The sequence below is a fragment of the Amycolatopsis sp. NPDC045836 genome (assembly GCF_056431745.1).
Map to the genome: position 1 here is coordinate 287,218 of NZ_JBWKKF010000008.1, position 17,190 is coordinate 304,407.

Below are 17,190 nucleotides of genomic sequence, written 5' to 3' on the forward strand. Positions count from 1 at the left end.
GGACGGTCGTACCCGGCAACTGTTCGGCGCTGGGGCACTTCCCTGACAGCTCGGGCGCTTCCGTGGTGGGCCGATTCACGGCCTGCGGTCGCGGAAGGTGCGGCGCAGGTCGCCGATCCAGGCGCCGGGGTTCTCCCACGGGATGAAGTGCCCGCCGCGGTCGTGCGCGTTGACGTTGACGTGGTTGAACCAATCGGACTGCGGGCCGGTCTTGAACGCTTCGACGCGGTCCCGGGCGGTGTGGATGCCCGGCGGGTTCTCGTAGGTGACGAAGGTGAGGCCGACCGGCGCCTGCACGACCGGGGTGCGGTCGTGGGCGGGGGTCCACGGGTAGCGGTTGGCGTTGGCGTAGTACCGCATCGAGGTGGCGATGGAGTTGTTCACCCAGTAGATCGTGGCGTGGGTGAGCAGGTCGTCCTTGGTGAACACGGATTCGACGGCACCGCCGTTGTCGCTCCAGGCGGTCCAGCGTTCCAGCAGCCAGGCGAGCAGTCCGGCGGGTGAGTCGCTCAGCCCGTGGGCCAGGGTGGCGCCGTCGAGCACGTGCACGGCCAGGTGGGCGGCCGAGCGGTGGTCCAGTTCGACGGTGCGGGCGCGGACGTCGGCGGGCTGGTCGTCGGTGAGGGGCCGGTTCCTGGCGAAGTCCCAGGCGCGGGGGCCGTTGAAGAAGTCGAGCGGCAGCCCCGAGCCGATGTGGATGCCGTACAGCTCGTCGGCGTACTTGTGGCCGAGCTGGCTGGAGACGATGCCGCCGATGTCGCAGCCACCGGCGGCGTACCGGGGATATCCCAGCGTCTCGGTCATCAGGGTGTGCCAGAGGTCGGCGACCTTCCAGAAGTTGACGTCCGGGAAACCGGTGAGCGGCCCGGGAAAGCCGAAACCGGGCAGGGACGGCACGATCACGTCGAAGGCGTCGGCGGGGTCACCGCCGTGCGCGGCCGGGTCGGCGAGCGGGTCGATCACCTTCGACCAGTGCCAGAACGTCCACGGCCAGCCGTGGGTGAGGATCAGCGGGATCGGGCGGGGACCGCGGCCGGCTTTGCGCAGGAAGTGCACCGGAACACCGTCGACGCTCACCTGGTGGTGCTCGTAGGCGTTCATGGCCGCTTCGGCCTTGCGCCAGTCGTAACCGTCCCGCCAGTGGGCGACCAGTTCGCGCAGGTAACCGGCCGGGACGCCGTAGGACCAGTCCTCGTTCCCTTCGTCCAGCGGGTGGCGGGTCAGGGCGAGCCGGGTGCGCAGGTCGTCGAGCACCTCCTCGGGCACGTCGATCGGGGTGGGCTCCAGCGGGAAGGCGGTCATGGCGGTGGGTCCTCGCTCGGCTGTGTTTTCCGCGGAAAACTGCCATCGTGGTGGGGTGATCGACATTTCTTACCGTGGTTCGGGGCCGTACTGCTACACCAATTGCCTGATCATGGTGATGGGGGAGGAGGCGCCCGAGGCGGCGGTGGTGGAAACCGTGACCGGCAGTGCGTTCGGCATGCAGTTGCTGGGTGGGACGCTGCCGTTCTTCGACGCGTACGGCTGGCACCCGGAGATCGGCGTGGAGGCCGCGCTGGCCGCGCTCGGGTGGACCGCGGACACCACCAGCCCGGAGCACCCCGTCGAAACCCTCGCGGCTCGCCTGGCTGACGGGCCGGTCATGGTCGGGCCGGTGGAAATGGGGCACCTGCGGTACCAGCCCGGCATGACCGGGCCGATCGGAGCCGACCACTACCTCGTCGTCCTCGCCGTGGACGAGGAACACGTGACGGTCCACGATCCGCAGGGGTATCCGTACGCGCGGCTCCCGCTGGCCGAATTCACCGCCGCCTGGGGAACGCGCCTCGACTACGGGCGGCCGTACACGATGCGCACGAACTTCCGCCGTCACCAGCGGATCGATCCCGAGGAAGCCATCGTCGACTCCCTGCCGAAGGCGATCGGCCGGCTCGGCGGCGAGGAAGCCGACGGCCTGCCGCCGGGCAGCCTCGGCAACGGGGACGCGGCGCTGGCGCTGGCGGAACTGGTCGAAGCCGGAGTCGGTTCGCAGCTCCGCGAGCACCTCGTCCACTTCGCCGTCCGGGTCGGCGCACGACGGCTGGCCGACGCCGCGGTGTGCCTGCGCCGGGTGGGCCACCGCGCCGCGGCGGATCTCGCCTCCAAGCAGGCGCGGCTGGTCGGCTCGCTGCAGCACCCGCTGGTCACCGGCGACGACGCCGCCGCCGGTGCCCTCCTCCGCGCGCTGGCCCCGACCTACGACGGGCTGCGAGCGGCCCTGCGCCACCGGTCATAGCGCCAGGTCGAACCGGGCGAGCCGGTCGGGGTCGGCCAGGATGTCGATGGCGGCGATCCGCTCGTTGACGATGGTGAAGCTGATGATCGAGAACAGGGCGCCGTCGACGGTGTTGACCAGCCCGGCGTTGCCGTTGACCAGTGCGGTCCGGGTGGTCGTGGTGGTGGCCATGCGCTGGAAGGTGGCGAGCTGACCGGCCACCGCCTCGGCCCCGCGGAGGGTCCGCATCCCGCCGGGCAGGGTGCCGCTGTCGGCGCGCAGCACGATGCCGGGGTCGAGGATGGCCAGCAGGCCATCGAGGTCGCCACCGCGGGCGGCGGTGAGGAAGGCGTCGACCACCCGGCGCTGGGTGTGCCGGTCCGGGTCCGGCTTCGGCGCGGTGCCCCGGACCTGCCGCCGGGCGCGGCTGGCGAGCTTCCTGGCCGCGGCCGGGGTGCGGTCGACGATCGGCGCGATCTCGTCGAACGGCATGCCGAACAGGTCGTGCAGCACGAAGGCGAGCCGTTCGGCCGGGTTGAGCGATTCCAGCACCACCAGCAGCGCCAGGCCGACGGAGTCGGCGATCAGCGCCTCCGCCTCCGGGTCGGTGCCGTCCTCGGGGCTGACCACGGGGTCGGGCAGGCGGGACTCCAGCGGGTCCTCGCGACGCTGCCGCCGTGAGCGGAGCTGGTCCAGGCACACCCGCCCGACGACGGTGGTGAGCCAGCCGCCGAGGTTGTCGATCTCGTCGGCCTCGGACCGGGCGAGCCGGAGCCAGGCCTCCTGCACGGCGTCGTCGGCCTCGGCCAGGGAGCCGAGCATCCGGTAGGCCACCGCCTTCAGGTGGGGGCGGTGCTCCTCGAACCGCTGGGCCAGGAAGTCGTTCATGGTCGTCCTCTCGCGTGGGTGGTCCACCGGCTTGACGCACCCACCTCCCGGAATGTGACCGCGCGAGCCCCGGTCACATCCTCGCCGATCCGCGCGTCAAGCCCTCGCAGCTGACGGAAACGGAGCGGAGCGGATGAACGAGATCGACGTACACGGCACGGTGGCGAGCGGGTTCGAAGCGGTGCGCGAGGTGTTCGCCACCGCGGCGCCGGGGGACGGGGCCCGGGTCACGGCGTATGTGCACGGCAGGCAGGTGGTCGACCTGTGGACCGCGGGCGGTGACGGGCTGACCGGCGTCTACTCCTCGACCAAGGGGGCCGCCACCCTGGTGGTGGCGCTGCTGGTGCAGGACGGGCGGCTGGCGCTGGACGAGCCCGTCGCGCGGCACTGGCCGGAGTTCGCCGCGGCCGGCAAGGACGGGATCACCCTGCGGGAGGTGCTCACCCACCGCTCGGGTGTGATCGGGGTCGACGGCGGGTTCAGCGCCGCCGAACTGGCCGACGACCGGGTGATCGCCGCTCGCCTCGCCGGGCAGCGGCCGTACTGGCGACCGGGTTCGGCCTACGGCTACGGCGGATTCGTGACCTTCGCGATCGTGGCCGAAGTGGTCCGCCGGGTCACCGGCCGTTCGCTCCAGGAACTGTTCGAGGAGCGCATCCGGGCGCCGTACGGATTGGACCTCCACCTGGGGTTGCCCGCGGAACTGGAGGACCGCTACCGGGAGGTCCTGCCGGGCTTGGCCGCTCCCGAAGAACTCGCGGCGTTCTGGGCGTCGGTGCCCGGACCGCACAGCCTGACCGGGATCGGGTACGGCCTGAACTCCACGCCACCCCTGGACCAGGTGGCCTTCGCCAACACCCGGCGGGTGCGGGCGCTCGGCCAGGCGTCCGCCGGAGGCGTGGGCAACGCCCGCGGCCTCGCGGGGATGTACGCGGCTGCTCTGCCCGGTTCGGACGGACGGCCGCCGCTGCTGGAACCGGGCGTCCTCGGTGAGTTCGCCATGCCGCACTCCACCGGCCGCGACCTGGTCACCGGGGAGGCGGGGCAGTACGCCATCGGGTTCCAGGCGAAGGGCTTCCGCTACCCGTTCCTGAGCGCGAACGCCTTCGGGCACAACGGATCGGCTGGTTCGGAAGCCTTCGCCGACCCGGTCAGCGGCCTCGCGTTCGGGTACACCCGCCGCCGGTTCTCGTTCAACTGGTCCTACCCGGAACACGACCTGCTCGCCGACGCCGTGCACCACGCGGCCACGACCGCCGGGGGCCTCGGATGACCCCGCCCACTCGACTCCGCTCGCGCAACGGCCTGGCCCTGCTGGTGATCGCGGCCGCGCAACTGCTGATCGTGATGGACGGCACCATCGTCACCGTCGGCCTGCCCAGCATCGGCGCCGGGCTGGGCATCGCCGAGGCCGAACTGGACTGGGTGCTCACCGCCTACGCGCTGGCCTTCGGCGGGCTGCTGCTGGCCGGTGGCCGCGCCGGTGACCTGTTCGGCCGCCGCCGGCTGCTGCGGGCCGGGCTCGTGGTGTTCCTGCTCGCCTCCCTGCTGGGTGGTGTGGCACCGGACGGTGCGGTGCTGATCGCCGCGCGGGTGCTGCAGGGCGTCGGTGGCGCGATCATCGCCCCGGCCGCGTTGTCCCTGCTCGCCGACACCTTCCCCGCCGGGCCGGAGCGCAACCGGGCGCTCGGGGTGTACGGCGCGATGGGCGGGCTCGGCGCGGTGGCCGGCTTGCTGCTCGGCGGTGTGCTGACCGAGTACCTGGGGTGGCGGTGGATCATGTTCGTCAACCTCCCGGTTGTCGTCCTGCTGCTCGCCGGCACCCGCGCGGTGGTGCCCGGCACCCGTGAACGCGGTGGTCTGGACCTGCCCGGCGCCCTCACGGCCACCCTCGCCCTCGGCTGCTTCGTCTACGCCGTCAACCGAGCCGGAACCGGCCCCGGCTTCGCCTTCGGCGCGGTCGCCGTCGTGCTGGCCGTCGTGTTCGCGGTCATCCAGCGCCGGGCGCGGCACCCGATGCTGCCGCCACGGGTGCTGGCCGATCGCGGCAGGCTCGGCGCCAACCTGGTCCTGCTGCTCATGGGCGCGGGTCAGCTGGCCACGTTCTACTTCCTCACCCTCTACCTGCAGTCGATCAAGCAGTACTCGCCCGTGCTCACCGGGCTGGCCTACCTGCCGTTCGCGATCGGCATCGGCCTCGGCTCGGGGGTCGCCGGTCCGCGGCTGCAGGCGCGGCTGTCCCCGCGCGGTGTGCTGACGACCGGGCTGCTGCTCGCCGCCGTGGCGATGGGCTGGTTCAGCCTGCTCACCCCGGACCAGCACCCGCTGGTCACCCTGCTGCCCGCCCAGCTGGTCGCCGGGACCGGCCTGGGCATCGGTTTCGTCGCGGCGACGATCGGCGGGGTGCGCGGGGTGGCCGCGCAGGACTCCGGCATCGCTTCCGGCCTGGTCAACACCAGCCAGCAGGTCGGCGGGGCGCTGGGCTTGGCGGTCCTGGCCACCACCGCGGTCACGGTCACCGCGGGCCAGCCCGGGGGCACCCCGGTGCCGGAGGCGCTGACCAGCGGGTACACCACCGGTCTGCTCGGCGCGGGGGTCTGCTACCTGGCCGCGCTCCTCGCCGTCGCCGCCTTCCCGCGGGCACCGGTCACATCCGCCGCACCCGGTTCGTCAAGGCAGTGAAACAAGCACAACGAAAGGGAGAACCCACCATGAGCACCACCACCACGCCCCAGCAGGACACCCTCCGCTCGCGCCTGCCCAACCCGGCCACCCTCGTCCCCGAACTGGGCGAGGTCGGCGCGGCCCTGTTCAAGGCGGTGGGCAACGGGGCGATCCCCCAGGTCACGATCAGCCTGGTGCAGCTGCGGGCCGGTCAGCTCGCCGGCAACACCTACCTGACCACCCTGCACACCGGCAACCTCCGCAAGGCCGGGACGGCCGAGGAACGCATCACCGCCGTGGCGTCCTGGCGGGACGCACCCTGCTTCACCGACGCCGAACGCGCGGCGCTGGCGCTGGTCGAAGCCGTGCTCACGCCGAACCCGCACGGCGAGCGGGTTTCCGACGACCTGTACGCCCAGGCGTCGCGGCACTACGAGGACAAGGCGATCGCCACGCTCGCCATGGCGATCGGCCAGGTCTGCTTCTTCCTCCCCCTGGCCCTGATCGGCAAGCCGCTCCCCGGGGTGTCGCCCGCGGAGCAGTGGCGGCAGTAGCGGTTCAACCCGGCCTGAAAGGTTTTGTCACCGCGTTACGGGCGAGTCAGTCTTCTCCAGGAAGACCAAGCCGATCTGGGGGTCGAAATGAAGAAGTCACTGGCGCTGGGCGCCGTCGCCGGAGCCCTGCTGACCACGGTGGTCACCGGAGCGGGCACGGCGGGTGCGGCACCGCTGCCCCGCACCTGCGCCTGGGAAACGTCCTGTTCGCTCGGCATCGGCGCACCGCGCGCCTTCGTCAACATCAGCGTCGATGCCATCGCGGGGGTCGACGAGACCTTCGGCTGGACGTTGTCCCCGACCGTCGCGGGCTGCTCGGGTTACGCGACGGTCTACGACCCGCCGTCGAACAAGGGGTGCAACCTGACCGACGGCCGGTCGTACTCGATCATCGCGTGGAGCCCCGGCAACCACTACCACGCCTGGGACCTCGGCTGGAACCACTGACCCCGCCTTCCCCGCAGGGGGGCGGCTGACCGACGATGTCCGGGTCACCCGGCTCGGACACGGAGGTCTCGATGGGCAACGCCGAGCTGCGGCGGCGTCGCGGGCACTACGGTGTGGACGGTGATTTCCGGCTGGTCCCGGCCGGGTGGCAGGCGGCGGCCATCGTCACGGTGTTCCTGGTGCTGCCGGGGTTCGTCGTGTTCGACGCCGTCGCGGGGCGCATCGGTGCCGCTGTCGCGGGTGGCCTGATCACCGCCCTGCTGGCGGTCACCGCCGCCTCGTTCGCCTACACCACCCGGGTGGGAAAGTTCGAGGTGTGGGCGCGGCTGCTCGCCGACCTCGGCCTGCGTGGGGACGAGCGCCTGCTCGACCTCGGCTGCGGCCGGGGAGCGGTCCTGCTCGCGGCGGCGGAGCTGCTGCCGTCGGGCCACGCGGCCGGCGTCGACCTGTGGCGGCCCGACCAGACGGGCAACTCGCCGGGGGCCACGCGCCGCAACGCCGAACTGGAAGGCGTTGCGGCGCGGGTCTCCCTGCACACCGCCGACATCACCGGCCTGCCGTTCGCGGACGGCAGCTTCGACGTGGTCGTCAGCAGTTTCGTGCTCCACCACGTGCCGACCGACGCCGGCCGCCGGGCGGCGCTCGACGAGGCGGTGCGGGTGCTGCGCCCGGGTGGGCGCCTGGTCATCGCCGATCTCGGGCACACCCGGAAGTACGCCGCCCACCTGCGGGCCAGGGGCGTCCACACGCCGGGACGCCGTCGCCTCGGCTGGCGCGTCTGGTGGGGCGGGCCGTGGTTCCCGAGCCACCTGGTGACCGGCACGAAACCCGGACCGGCTGGTGAGCCGGGGACCGGTCCGGAAACCGCTGGCTAGCGTCTTCCCGGTGAGGATTCTGCTGACCGAGGACGAAGCGGACCTGCGGGTGGCGGTGCAGTCGGCGTTGCGCGGCGCGGGGCTGGCCGTCGACACGGCCTTCGACCTGCCGGACGCCGACCTGGCGCTGGCGGTGAACACCTACGACTGCGCGGTCTTCGACCGGATGCTGCCCGCGGGTGACGCCCTGCGCTACGTCGAGCACCGCAGGCGGTCGGGCTGGGACCTGCCGGTCCTGTTCACCACCGCGCGGGACGCGGTGCGCGACCGGGTCGAAGGTCTCGCTTCGGGGGACGACTACCTGGTCAAACCGTTCGCCGTCGCGGAACTGGTGGCCAGGGTGCGCAGGCTGTGCCGGCTCGGGAACCCACCGGCCGCCACCGTGCTGCGGTGGCGGGACGTCGAACTGGACCCCACCCGCCACGACGCGTGGCGCGGTGGTGTCCCGCTGCGGTTGACGCCCAAGGAGTTCCTCGTGCTGCAACGGCTCCTCGCCGCCGCGGGGGCCGCGGTGAGCCGGGCCGAGCTGACCGCCGCCGCGTGGGACGAGTACGTGCCGCCCGCCTCCAACGTGCTGCACGTGCTGATCACCCAGCTGCGGCGGAAACTCGGCCAGCCGGGGGTGCTGCACACCGTGCGCGGGATCGGTTACCTGCTGGGCGAACCAGGGGTGCCGGTCCGGTGACGGCGGCGCGGGTGCTGGTGGTCGAGGACAACGAGGACCTGCGGGTGGCGGTGACCGCCGAACTCGCCGCGAACGGGCTGTTCGTCGGCCAGGCCGCCGACCTGGCCTCGGCCGATGCCGTGCTCGCCCGCGGTGCCTGCGACTGCGTCGTGTTCGACCGGATGCTGCCCGACGGCGACGCGATGGCCTACGTGCACCGGCGCAGGCAGCGGGGCTGGTCGGTGCCGGTGCTGTTCCTCACCGCCAGGGACACGGTCGCCGACCGGGTGGCGGGGTTCGAGCACGGTGGCGACGACTACCTGGTGAAACCGTTCGCGGTGGCCGAGTTGACGGCCAGGGTGCTGGTGCTGTGCCGTCCCGGCAGGCGGCGCCCCTCGGTGCTGCGCTGCGCCGACCTGGAACTGGACAGCGGCCGCGGCCGGGTCCGGCGGCGATCGGTGCTGCTGACCTTGAGCCACAAGGAGTTCGCCGTGCTGGAGTACCTGATGACCCGGCCGGAGCAGGTCGTGTCCAGGACCGAGCTGATCGAGCACTGCTGGGACACCGGCACCGATCCGAGGTCCAACGTGGTCGACGTGGTGGTGCGCCGGCTGCGGGCGAAACTGGCCGCGCCCGACCTGGTGCACACCGTGCGCGGGGTCGGCTACCGGTTGGGCAGGTCGTGAGGTGCTAGGCCGTTCGGCTGGTGTGCCACCCCCGATCGGGCGGTCGGCCGGTGTGGTGCTGGCTTCGCCACCGGAAGCTGGTTTAGCTCGAACGGAGATCGGAACGAGCGGGAACGAGGGACCGGAATGATCGACATGGCCGCGGTGGAAGCGCTGAAGCACCGGGGTGATCCGCTCGCCGACGCGGTGATCGCCGACCTCGTGGGAGCCGGGCGGGTGGCCGAGGTCAACGAGGTGCTCCGCCACTTCCGCGACAACGACCAGCCCATTCCGGAGGTGCTGCCCGATTCGGTGCGCGACTACCTGGTCGCCACCGACAACCCGCCGTCGTGGGCGGACCTCGACCGGGTGGCGAGCGCCTTCGAGTTCTTCGTCGACGACGGGGTGCACGTCGCGTCCGTGTTGTCCTTCGGCGCGATGGTCAACTGCTACGCCCAGCCGCGCCCGTCCCGGGTGCTGTCGTTGACCCACCGGCTGAACCAGCCGCACCGGAGATTGTCCGAGACCTCGCAGTTCGTGCTGAACATGATGGGCCGCGAGCCGTTCGGGTCCGGTGGCGCGTTCGTGCCCACCATCCAGAAGACGCGGCTGATCCACGCCGCGGTGCGGTACTTCATCACGCGCTCGGGTCAGTGGGACGTCGAGGCCGACGGGGTGCCGGTGTGCCAGCAGGACCTGCTCGGGGCCCTGCTGATCTTCTCGGTCCAGGTGATCGACGGCATGCGGCGCATCGGGATCGCGGTGACCGAGGCCGAAGCCGAGAGCTACTACTACGTCTGGCGGGTGACCGGCGCGATGCTCGGCATCCCGGCCGAGGCCATGCCGGAAACCCTCGACGGCGCCAGGGAACTCAACGCGGCGATCGTCGACGCCACCTACGGGCCCTCCGCCGAAGGTGTGGCGCTCACCCGCGACCTGATCGAACTCTACGAGGCCATGGTGCCCGGCAAGGCGTTCGACGGTGTGGTGGCCGCGATGATCCGCCAGACGGTCGAACCCCGCGTCGCCGACTGGATGGAGGTGCCGGACTCGCGGGGGTGGACCCGCGCGGTGCGGGCCGGCACCCGGCTGATGCGGGCCTTCGAGCGTTCCGAGGACCGCAGCGGGCTGGCCACCACGGTGCTCGACAAGGCGGGCAACCTGCTGCTCGGCACCAGCGTCCGCACCCTGACCGACGGTCAGCCGACCGAGCTCAACATCCCGGCGGAGCTGCGGGAGAAGTGGCTGGCCACCGGTCCCTGCCCGGTCAAGCCCACCACGATGGCCTGAAGGGGACGGTTTGGCGGCCCGCTCAGCGGGAACGGCCAAGGGGGAGCGAGAGGAGACCCCCGATGCCGCGACCCCACGTCGACCCCGGCCGGATCGTGATCTACACCGACGTCGCCTGCGCCTGGTCGACGGTGACCATCGTGCGGTTGCTGCGGGCCAGGGACGAACTGGGCCTGGCCGACCGGGTCCGGCTCGACCACCGCTGCTTCCTGCTCGAGGACGTCAACTCCTTCCCGATCCCCAAGCGCTTCCTCGACTCCGAGATCCCCGTGGCCGGGGCGCTCGAACCGGGGCTGGGCTGGAAGAACTGGCAGGGCGATCCGGCGGACTGGCCGGTGACCACCGCGCCGGCCAACGAGGCCGTGCACGCGGCGAAGACGCAGTCACCGCTGGCGGCCGAGCAGCTGGACCTGGCGCTGCGGCTGGCGTTGTTCCGGGACAGCCGGTGCATCTCGCTGCGGCACGAGATCCTGGCCATCGCCGGTGACTGCCCGGCGGTGGACGCCGGGGAACTGGCGCGGGCCCTGGACGACGGGCGTGCCCGCGCGCACATGATGGCCGACTACCACGCCAACCGCGAGCTGGTGCAGGGCAGCCCGCACCTGTTCTTCGCCGACGGCCACGACGTGCACAACCCGGGGATCGAGCTGCACTGGGAAGGCGAGCCCGGCGCCGGTTTCCCGGTGGTGGACAAGGATGATCCCGAGGTGTTCACCCAGCTCGTCCAGCGCGCGGCGCGGTGGTGAACGGTCGCCGGGGTCACCAGGGCGAAGCAGGGCGCCGTCCTGGGATGATCCGCGGATGGAGCTGCGTCAGTTCAGGTACTTCCAGGCGGTGGCCGAGGAACAGCACCTGACTCGCGCCGCCGACCGGCTGGGGTTGCGCGCGACTTCGCTGAGCCAGCAGATCCTGGCGCTGGAGAAGGAGGTCGGCGTGCCGCTGTTCACCCGCCACCCCGGCGGGATGACGCCGACCGCGGCCGGCCGGGCCCTGTTGCCGAAGGCGCGGGCGGTGCTGGCGGCGGTCGACGACGCGGTGTTCGCCGCCCGGTCGGCGGAACAGCCGGTGCCGCGCATCGGGGTCACCCCTGGTGCGCCGCCCGCGGTGTCGGCCGCGCTCGGCGGCCTGGTGCGGCGGTGCTCCGCGGAGTTGTGCGACCTGCCCGTTGCCGCCCAGCTCAGCCGGTTGCGGGCGGGCGGTCTCGACGCCGGGGTGGTGGTGCTCCCGGCCGGCACCGACGGCCTGACCTGTCGCGAGATCAGCGCCGCGCCGTTGGGCGTGGTCGTCGGGGCCGGGCACCCGCTCGCCGCCGAGCCGGTGCTCGACTGGTCGCGGCTGGCCGGGCAGGACCTGCTCTGGTTCGACCGGGACCTGGCGCCCGGCTACCACGACGCGGTGCTTTCGGCGCTGGGCTGGCAACCGCGGCGGATCCGGCGTGGTGAGCCGCGGCGGGGGCTGTTCACCGCGGAACTGTCCGGTGACGACGGCGTGGTGGCGCTGCGCCCGCGGTGGGCGGCGGAGGGCCCGCTGGTCTGGCGTCCGCTGCGGGCGGCGCCGGTGGTGCGGCACGCCCTGGTGTGGCGCACGGCTCAGCACGACCGGCTGTTCGGCGAACTGGCCGCCGACCTGGCGGATGAGGCGGTACCGGACGAGCGTCCGGTACCGCCTCGTGGACGGCGCTGACGGGCCCGGTTTCACTGGGCCCCACCGACTGATGGGAGTGCCACCATGCCGCTCGTCCACTGGGGATTCGCCTACACCGCCGCCGGTGCCGACCCCGCCCGCGATGTGTCCGTTGTGGACACCGGCGCCTGCCGCACGGTGCTGGTCGGCATGGCCGACCCCGCCCAGGTGCTCGACGTCGCCCGGCGCCTGGTCGACGACGGGGCGCAGCTGATCGAGCTGTGCGGCGGGTTCGGCCCGGAGTGGACCGCACGCGTGCTGGCGGCGATCGAACACCGGGTGCCGGTCGGTTCGGTCGCCTACGGCCCGGAGTCGGTCTCGGGGGTGCACCGCATCTTCGCCTGATTCAGGACGCCGGGGCCTCGCTCACGTAGAGCACGTTGCCGTCGGGGTCGCGGAAGTCGAACATCGGCGGAACGCCTTCCCAGCGCACGAGTTCGTCGACGCCGACCCCGCTTTCCCGGAGCCGGGTGTGCAGCGCGGCCGCGTCGCCGGTGGTGAAGCGAATGCCGGTGTCGACCCCGGCGGGCCCCTTGGCGGGCGTCAGCGCGACGGTCACCGCCCCCTGCGGCAACGCGAGTTCGATCCAGCGCCCGCCGAACTGGTCGATGGGGGTGTCCAGCACCTTCTCGAAGCCGAGGGTGGTGGTGTAGAACTCCAGCGCCCGGTCCTGATCGGTGACGGGGATGCCGACGGCACGGATTCCGCTGAGCTGGGCAGTCATGGTCGATCTCCTCGTTTCGTTCGTGAGCTTCCGAGGAGACGTAGCAACCACGTCACCGATTTCGACACCGGCTCGCCAGGAGTTCTTCGGCGAGGTGAGGCCGTCGAGCACCCGGGTGAGGCCGTCGCGGAACCAGGTGTCGAGGTCGGTGAATTCCGGCGGGCCGCCCACCCCGGCGAGCCAGGTGTGCCGGTTCAGGCGGGCGGCCGCCCCCGCCCACCAGGTCCCGAAGCCGATGCCCGAAGCGGCGGCCTCCTGGTGTTCGGCGAGCAGCAGCAAAGCCATGCCCTGCACGTAGGCGTCCAGCGCCAGGTAGCGGCCGAGCGCCGCCGGCTGGTCCAGGCCAAGGGCGGCGAACGCCTCGACGGCCGCCTTCGCGGTGTCCAGTACGGCGGGCACCAAGGGCGGCCGCGTGCTGGCGAGCACGCTGACCAGCCACGGGTGCGCCCGGTACACCGACCACTGGGCTTCGGTGAGCTGGGTGAGCCGGGTGAGCGTGTCGAGCGGGGCGCCCGCGGGCGGGCGGCGGGTGAACAGGCGCTGCACCATCGTCGCGACGAGCTTGTCCCGGCTGCCGAACGTGCGTTGCACCACCACCAGGGAGACCCCCGCGTGGTGCGCGACCGCGCGCAGGGTGACGGCGGCGATCCCGTCGGCGTCCGCCAGTGCGACGGCCGTTCCGAGCAGGTCACCGGTGCTCTCGGCGGTCCTCGGGGCGGCGGCGAGCCTGCCGAGGTCACGCCGTCGCCGGTAGGACCGGGACTGGCAGGACCGCGAGCAGTAGCGCCGCGGCCGTCCGGTGCCGGCGGGCGCGCCGAGTTCCCGGCCGCAGTCGAGGCAGGTGTTTCGTCTCGGCTCCATGTGCGACGAAAGTACTTCCTCGCGGGCGGGTGCGTGGGCGAACGTCGGAACCATGACACTGACCGTTCGCCCCGCCGAGCCGCCGGAGTTCGACACCGTGTTCCCGGTGTGCGTGGAAGCGTTCTCCGAAGAAGCCGTTTCGGCGTGGGTCGTTCCCGATCCCGAGGTGCGGCGGGCCCGCACCCGGGAGATGTTCGAAACCGCGCTGGAGGCGATGATCGACGCCGGGCAACTCGTCGTCGCGTGGGACGACGGCGGAGCTGTCGCCGCGTCGATCTGGCTGGACCGGTTCGAACCGACTCCCGTGGGCGAGGGGCGAATGGCCCTCGTCAAGGCGGCCACCGCGGCCCGGCACCCCGGCGAGCCCCACGTCTACCTGGCCGCCATGGCCGCGCTGCCGCACCGGCGCGGGAAGGGCGCCGGAACGGCCATGCTGCGCCACGGCATCGAGCACGCCGGTGGCCTGCCGGTCTACCTGGAGGCGTCGACCGCCCGGAGCCGGGAGTTGTACGCCCGCCACGGTTTCACCGACCACGGCCCCCCGATCCACCTTCCCGACGGGGGGCCGGTCCTCCAGCCGATGTGGCGGGCCTAGATCCGTTCGATCCAGACGTTGCGGAACCTCGGGTTGTCCCCGGGGTCACCGTGGTCCTGCAGCCGGATCGAGCCCGGTGACGGGTCCTCCGGCTGCCCGTTCCCGGTCTTGCCGTCGATCGCCACGTCGTCGTGCACCAGTTTCCCGTTCCACCACAGGCTCACCCTGGCGTCGGCGATCTTCGTGCCGTTGGCGTCGAAGCGGGCCGCGCGGAAGACGATGTCGTAGCTCTGCCAGGTGCCCGGTGCCGTCGCGGCGTTGACGTCCGGTGCCTTCTTCGTGTAGATCGCGCCGGCGTCGTTGTTCTTCGGCGGGTTGATCCCGAACGAATCCAGCACCTGGATCTCGTAGCGCTCCTGGATGTACACGCCGCTGTTGCCGCGCGCCTGCCCGGTCTGCTCCGGCGGGTAGGCGGGCTGGTACCACTCGGCGTGCATCCGGAAGTCGCCGAACCTGTCCTTGGTGCGGATGTCGCCGCCGGACGATTCCATCGAACCGTTCGCCACCGGCCACTTCGCCGGGCCACCGCCGGTCGACTCCCAGGCGTCGAGGTTCGTCCCGTCGAACAGGGTGATCCGCTTCGACGGGGTGACGGTGAGCTTGTCGAGGTTGACGTGGCCGTCGTCCTCCGGCTCGTAGACGAAGGCGACGGTGTTCGCGCCGGTCCGCAGCAGCGCGGATTCGACGTGCGTGGCCCACTGGCTCCAGCTGCCGGTGCTGGCCAGCCAGACCTGCTTCTGCTTGCGCCCGTTGACGTAGAGGCTCATCGACTTGGTCACCGGGTTCGGGCTGGGGTTCAGGCCGTTCGCGTACCGCAGGGCGAGGTCGTACCGCCCGCCCCTGTCGACGTCGACGGCGAAGGTGGTGCTGGTGCCCGGTTCCCAGTTGCGGTCGACGAACCCGGCACCGGAGTAACCGCTGTGGTTGGTGTTGAACCCGGTGCCACCGGCCAGCCGGGCGGATTCCGCCTCGTACTCCGGCGGCGGGGTCGTCCCGTCGGGCAGCGTGTTGAGCGTGTACCACGCCTCGGTGCTCCACAGCTCTTCACCGGATTCCGCGGCGAACGGGCGCGGGGACTGGACGTGCACCACGCGGCCCGGCTTCAAGCCCGCTACCGCGAGCGTCACCTTCTTGCGGTCCGCGGACAGCGATGCCGAGGTCACCTGCAGGGTTTCCTCGTCCACCTTCGGGCCGCCGTACTGCGGGGTCGCCACGTACCGCCACTGCTCGGCCCGGTACTTCGACGCCAGGTCCTGCGCGGTCTGCTCGGCCAGCGGCTGGGTGTACTCGATCTCGAACCCGCCGTCGACCGCGCGCATGGCCAGTACGTCGAACCCGCTCCTGCCGTTCAGCGACAGCTTCTGCAGGCCGTGCTTGAGCTTCCCGGCCTGGCCCCAGTTGCCCTCCGAGCCGATGCCGCCGGTGTAGATGGCGCCGTCCGGGCCCAGGCTGATCCGGCTGACGCCGGACTCCAGTCCCTGCGTCATCCGGAACACCGCACCCTGGTACTCGTCGCCGACCTTCTCCAGGTACGCCCGCTGCAGGCCGCCGTAGGTCACGTCGCCGAAGACCAGCTGCCCGGCGAACACGCCCTCGGGCAGCACGATCGGATTGCTCGGCGAGTTCGAGATCTCCCCGTGCGGCAACCACAGCACCGGCTCGGTCACCGGCTGGTCGTCGTACACGCCGTCGGGATTGGTGTGGTGGTTGAAGAACCGGCCCTGCTTGATCCGCACCAGCTTCGACGTGGGCAGGTAGGCACCCTGGTTGTCGGTGACGAAGATGTCGCCCTCCGGGCCCCACCCGATGCCGTTCGGCGTGCGCAGCCCACCGGCCACGTAGGACACCTGACCGGTGGCCTTGTCGACCCGCAGCGTGGAGCCGCGGTTGGGCACCGGCTGCGGGTCGAGGCTGGCGCCACCGGGCACCATGGCGATGCCGGTGGACAGGTAGAAGTAGCCGTTCCGGTAGAGCAGGCCGAAGGCGAACTCGTGGTAGTTGCCGCCGAACGGCCAGGTGGCGATCTTGCGGTACTGGTCGGTGACCTCGTCGCCGTCGGTGTCGGTCAGCTCGGTCAGGCCGTCCTTTTCGGACACGTAGAGCTTGCCGTCGACGTACTTGATGCCCATCGGCTCGCGGAGCTTCTCGGCGATCTTCTTGGGCTGCACCTGCGCGGCGTCGGCGTCGCCGGTGACGTTGTCGATCAGGTACACCTCACCGCTGACCGATTCGCGCGAGCCGCCCCAGGTGGAGATGGCCAGCCTGCCGTCCGGCAGCCAGTCCATGCCGGTGACCTGCGGTTCGAACCCGTCCGGGCGGAGGTCGGTCAGCGTGTAGGCGGGGTGCACGCCGGTCAGCGGCAGGCCGTCGCCGGGGGATTCGGTGACGCCCTCGCACTCCTTGCGACCGGGGGAGGTGACCCGCGTGACGCCGGCGTCGGTGCTCAGCACCGAGTTGGGCACCAGGGTGAACGCGCTCGCGCCCGGCGGCTTCCACTCCAGCTTGAGCCGCTGGTCGTAGTCGGCGTCGAAGTGCTCGATGTGCAGCGCCTGGTAGCCGGTGGTCAGCTCGACCGAGCCGTCCTTCGGGGTGGCGCCGTGCCTGCCGCCGTGGTCGATCACCTCGGTGCCGCCGACGTGCAGCCGGGCGCCGTCGTCACTGGTGAGCCGGAAGTCGTAGCGACCGGCGGTGGTGATGTTCAGGTTACCGACGACCTCGGTGACGAACCGGTCGGCGATGCCGAACTGCTCGTTGGTGGTCCAGTCGATGGTCGGCATCAGCCGGTCGATGTTGGGCGTCTGGCTGGGTTTGAGCGTGCAGTACTCCTCCAGCGGGACCTGCACGTCGAACACGCGCATGGTCACCCCCGGTTCCTGCGGCGGGATCTCCTCCTGGGCGGCGGCCGGAACGGGGGATCCGACGACCGGGACGAGCACCGCCGCGGCGAGCAGGGCGACGAACGACCGCATGGGCCTTCCTCCTCGGAGCAGGGAGGTGCGGTCCGCGCCGCACGGTGCTCACCCAAC

At 71.8% G+C, this 17,190-nt stretch carries 17 protein-coding genes; 13 read left to right on the forward strand and 4 right to left on the reverse strand.

Annotated features, from left to right (window positions below):
• Positions 1-75: 75 nt before the first annotated feature.
• Positions 76-1,302: an epoxide hydrolase family protein gene (locus tag AC07EG_RS17925; RefSeq protein ID WP_478254217.1), complete on the reverse strand. Its 1,227-nt coding sequence runs from the start codon at positions 1,300-1,302 to the stop codon at positions 76-78.
• Between the two features lie 55 nt (positions 1,303-1,357).
• On the opposite strand from AC07EG_RS17925, the gene AC07EG_RS17930 reads away from it, so the two are divergent.
• Complete coding sequence (locus tag AC07EG_RS17930; protein WP_478254218.1) at positions 1,358-2,275, forward strand: hypothetical protein; 918 nt, start codon at positions 1,358-1,360, stop codon at positions 2,273-2,275.
• Here AC07EG_RS17930 and sigJ read toward each other — a convergent pair.
• Complete coding sequence (gene sigJ / locus AC07EG_RS17935; protein WP_478254219.1) at positions 2,270-3,142, reverse strand: RNA polymerase sigma factor SigJ; 873 nt, start codon at positions 3,140-3,142, stop codon at positions 2,270-2,272. The genes AC07EG_RS17930 and sigJ overlap by 6 nt on opposite strands.
• 133 nt (positions 3,143-3,275) lie before the next feature.
• Between sigJ and AC07EG_RS17940 the strand changes: the two genes are divergently transcribed.
• The 11 genes from AC07EG_RS17940 to AC07EG_RS17990 all read left to right on the forward strand — a co-directional run bounded on the left by AC07EG_RS17940 (position 3,276) and on the right by AC07EG_RS17990 (position 12,329).
• Positions 3,276-4,415: a serine hydrolase domain-containing protein gene (locus AC07EG_RS17940; RefSeq protein WP_478254220.1), complete on the forward strand. Its 1,140-nt coding sequence runs from the start codon at positions 3,276-3,278 to the stop codon at positions 4,413-4,415.
• Positions 4,412-5,824, forward strand: a complete 1,413-nt coding sequence (locus AC07EG_RS17945; RefSeq protein ID WP_478254221.1) for an MFS transporter — start codon at positions 4,412-4,414, stop codon at positions 5,822-5,824. Before AC07EG_RS17940 ends, AC07EG_RS17945 begins: the two co-directional genes overlap by 4 nt.
• Before the next feature lie 29 nt (positions 5,825-5,853).
• The gene (locus AC07EG_RS17950; RefSeq protein WP_478254222.1) at positions 5,854-6,360 is read left to right on the forward strand and encodes a carboxymuconolactone decarboxylase family protein; all 507 of its coding nucleotides are present in this window, start codon (positions 5,854-5,856) and stop codon (positions 6,358-6,360) included.
• 87 nt (positions 6,361-6,447) lie between these two features.
• Positions 6,448-6,807 (forward strand): hypothetical protein, encoded by a 360-nt coding sequence (locus AC07EG_RS17955; RefSeq protein ID WP_478254223.1) that lies wholly within the window; start codon positions 6,448-6,450, stop codon positions 6,805-6,807.
• Between the two features lie 71 nt (positions 6,808-6,878).
• Positions 6,879-7,682 (forward strand): class I SAM-dependent methyltransferase, encoded by an 804-nt coding sequence (locus AC07EG_RS17960; RefSeq protein WP_478254224.1) that lies wholly within the window; start codon positions 6,879-6,881, stop codon positions 7,680-7,682.
• A gap of 10 nt (positions 7,683-7,692) precedes the next feature.
• Positions 7,693-8,367, forward strand: a complete 675-nt coding sequence (locus tag AC07EG_RS17965; protein WP_478254225.1) for a winged helix-turn-helix domain-containing protein — start codon at positions 7,693-7,695, stop codon at positions 8,365-8,367.
• On the forward strand, positions 8,364-9,032 hold the full coding sequence (locus AC07EG_RS17970) for a winged helix-turn-helix transcriptional regulator (protein WP_478254226.1): 669 nt from the start codon (positions 8,364-8,366) through the stop codon (positions 9,030-9,032). The genes AC07EG_RS17965 and AC07EG_RS17970 overlap by 4 nt, the downstream gene beginning before the upstream one ends.
• Before the next feature lie 126 nt (positions 9,033-9,158).
• Positions 9,159-10,301: an oxygenase MpaB family protein gene (locus AC07EG_RS17975; RefSeq protein ID WP_478254227.1), complete on the forward strand. Its 1,143-nt coding sequence runs from the start codon at positions 9,159-9,161 to the stop codon at positions 10,299-10,301.
• 62 nt (positions 10,302-10,363) lie between these two features.
• Entirely contained in the window at positions 10,364-11,047 is a 684-nt protein-coding gene (locus AC07EG_RS17980; protein ID WP_478254228.1) for a DsbA family oxidoreductase, read from the forward strand.
• Positions 11,048-11,102: 55 nt separating this feature from the next.
• Complete coding sequence (locus tag AC07EG_RS17985) at positions 11,103-11,984, forward strand: LysR family transcriptional regulator (protein ID WP_478254229.1); 882 nt, start codon at positions 11,103-11,105, stop codon at positions 11,982-11,984.
• Between the two features lie 45 nt (positions 11,985-12,029).
• Entirely contained in the window at positions 12,030-12,329 is a 300-nt protein-coding gene (locus AC07EG_RS17990) for a DUF6506 family protein (protein WP_478254230.1), read from the forward strand.
• 1 nt (position 12,330) lies between these two features.
• Here the strand turns inward: AC07EG_RS17990 and AC07EG_RS17995 are convergent, their stop codons facing one another.
• Positions 12,331-13,569 (reverse strand): VOC family protein, encoded by a 1,239-nt coding sequence (locus tag AC07EG_RS17995; RefSeq protein ID WP_478254231.1) that lies wholly within the window; start codon positions 13,567-13,569, stop codon positions 12,331-12,333.
• A gap of 52 nt (positions 13,570-13,621) precedes the next feature.
• Here AC07EG_RS17995 and AC07EG_RS18000 point away from each other — a divergent pair, with 52 nt between their 5' ends.
• On the forward strand, positions 13,622-14,164 hold the full coding sequence (locus AC07EG_RS18000) for a GNAT family N-acetyltransferase (RefSeq protein ID WP_478254232.1): 543 nt from the start codon (positions 13,622-13,624) through the stop codon (positions 14,162-14,164).
• On the opposite strand, the gene AC07EG_RS18005 is transcribed toward AC07EG_RS18000, so the two are convergent.
• Complete coding sequence (locus tag AC07EG_RS18005) at positions 14,161-17,133, reverse strand: 3-keto-alpha-glucoside-1,2-lyase-like domain-containing protein (protein WP_478254233.1); 2,973 nt, start codon at positions 17,131-17,133, stop codon at positions 14,161-14,163. The genes AC07EG_RS18000 and AC07EG_RS18005 overlap by 4 nt on opposite strands.
• Between the last annotated feature and the right edge of the window lie 57 nt (positions 17,134-17,190).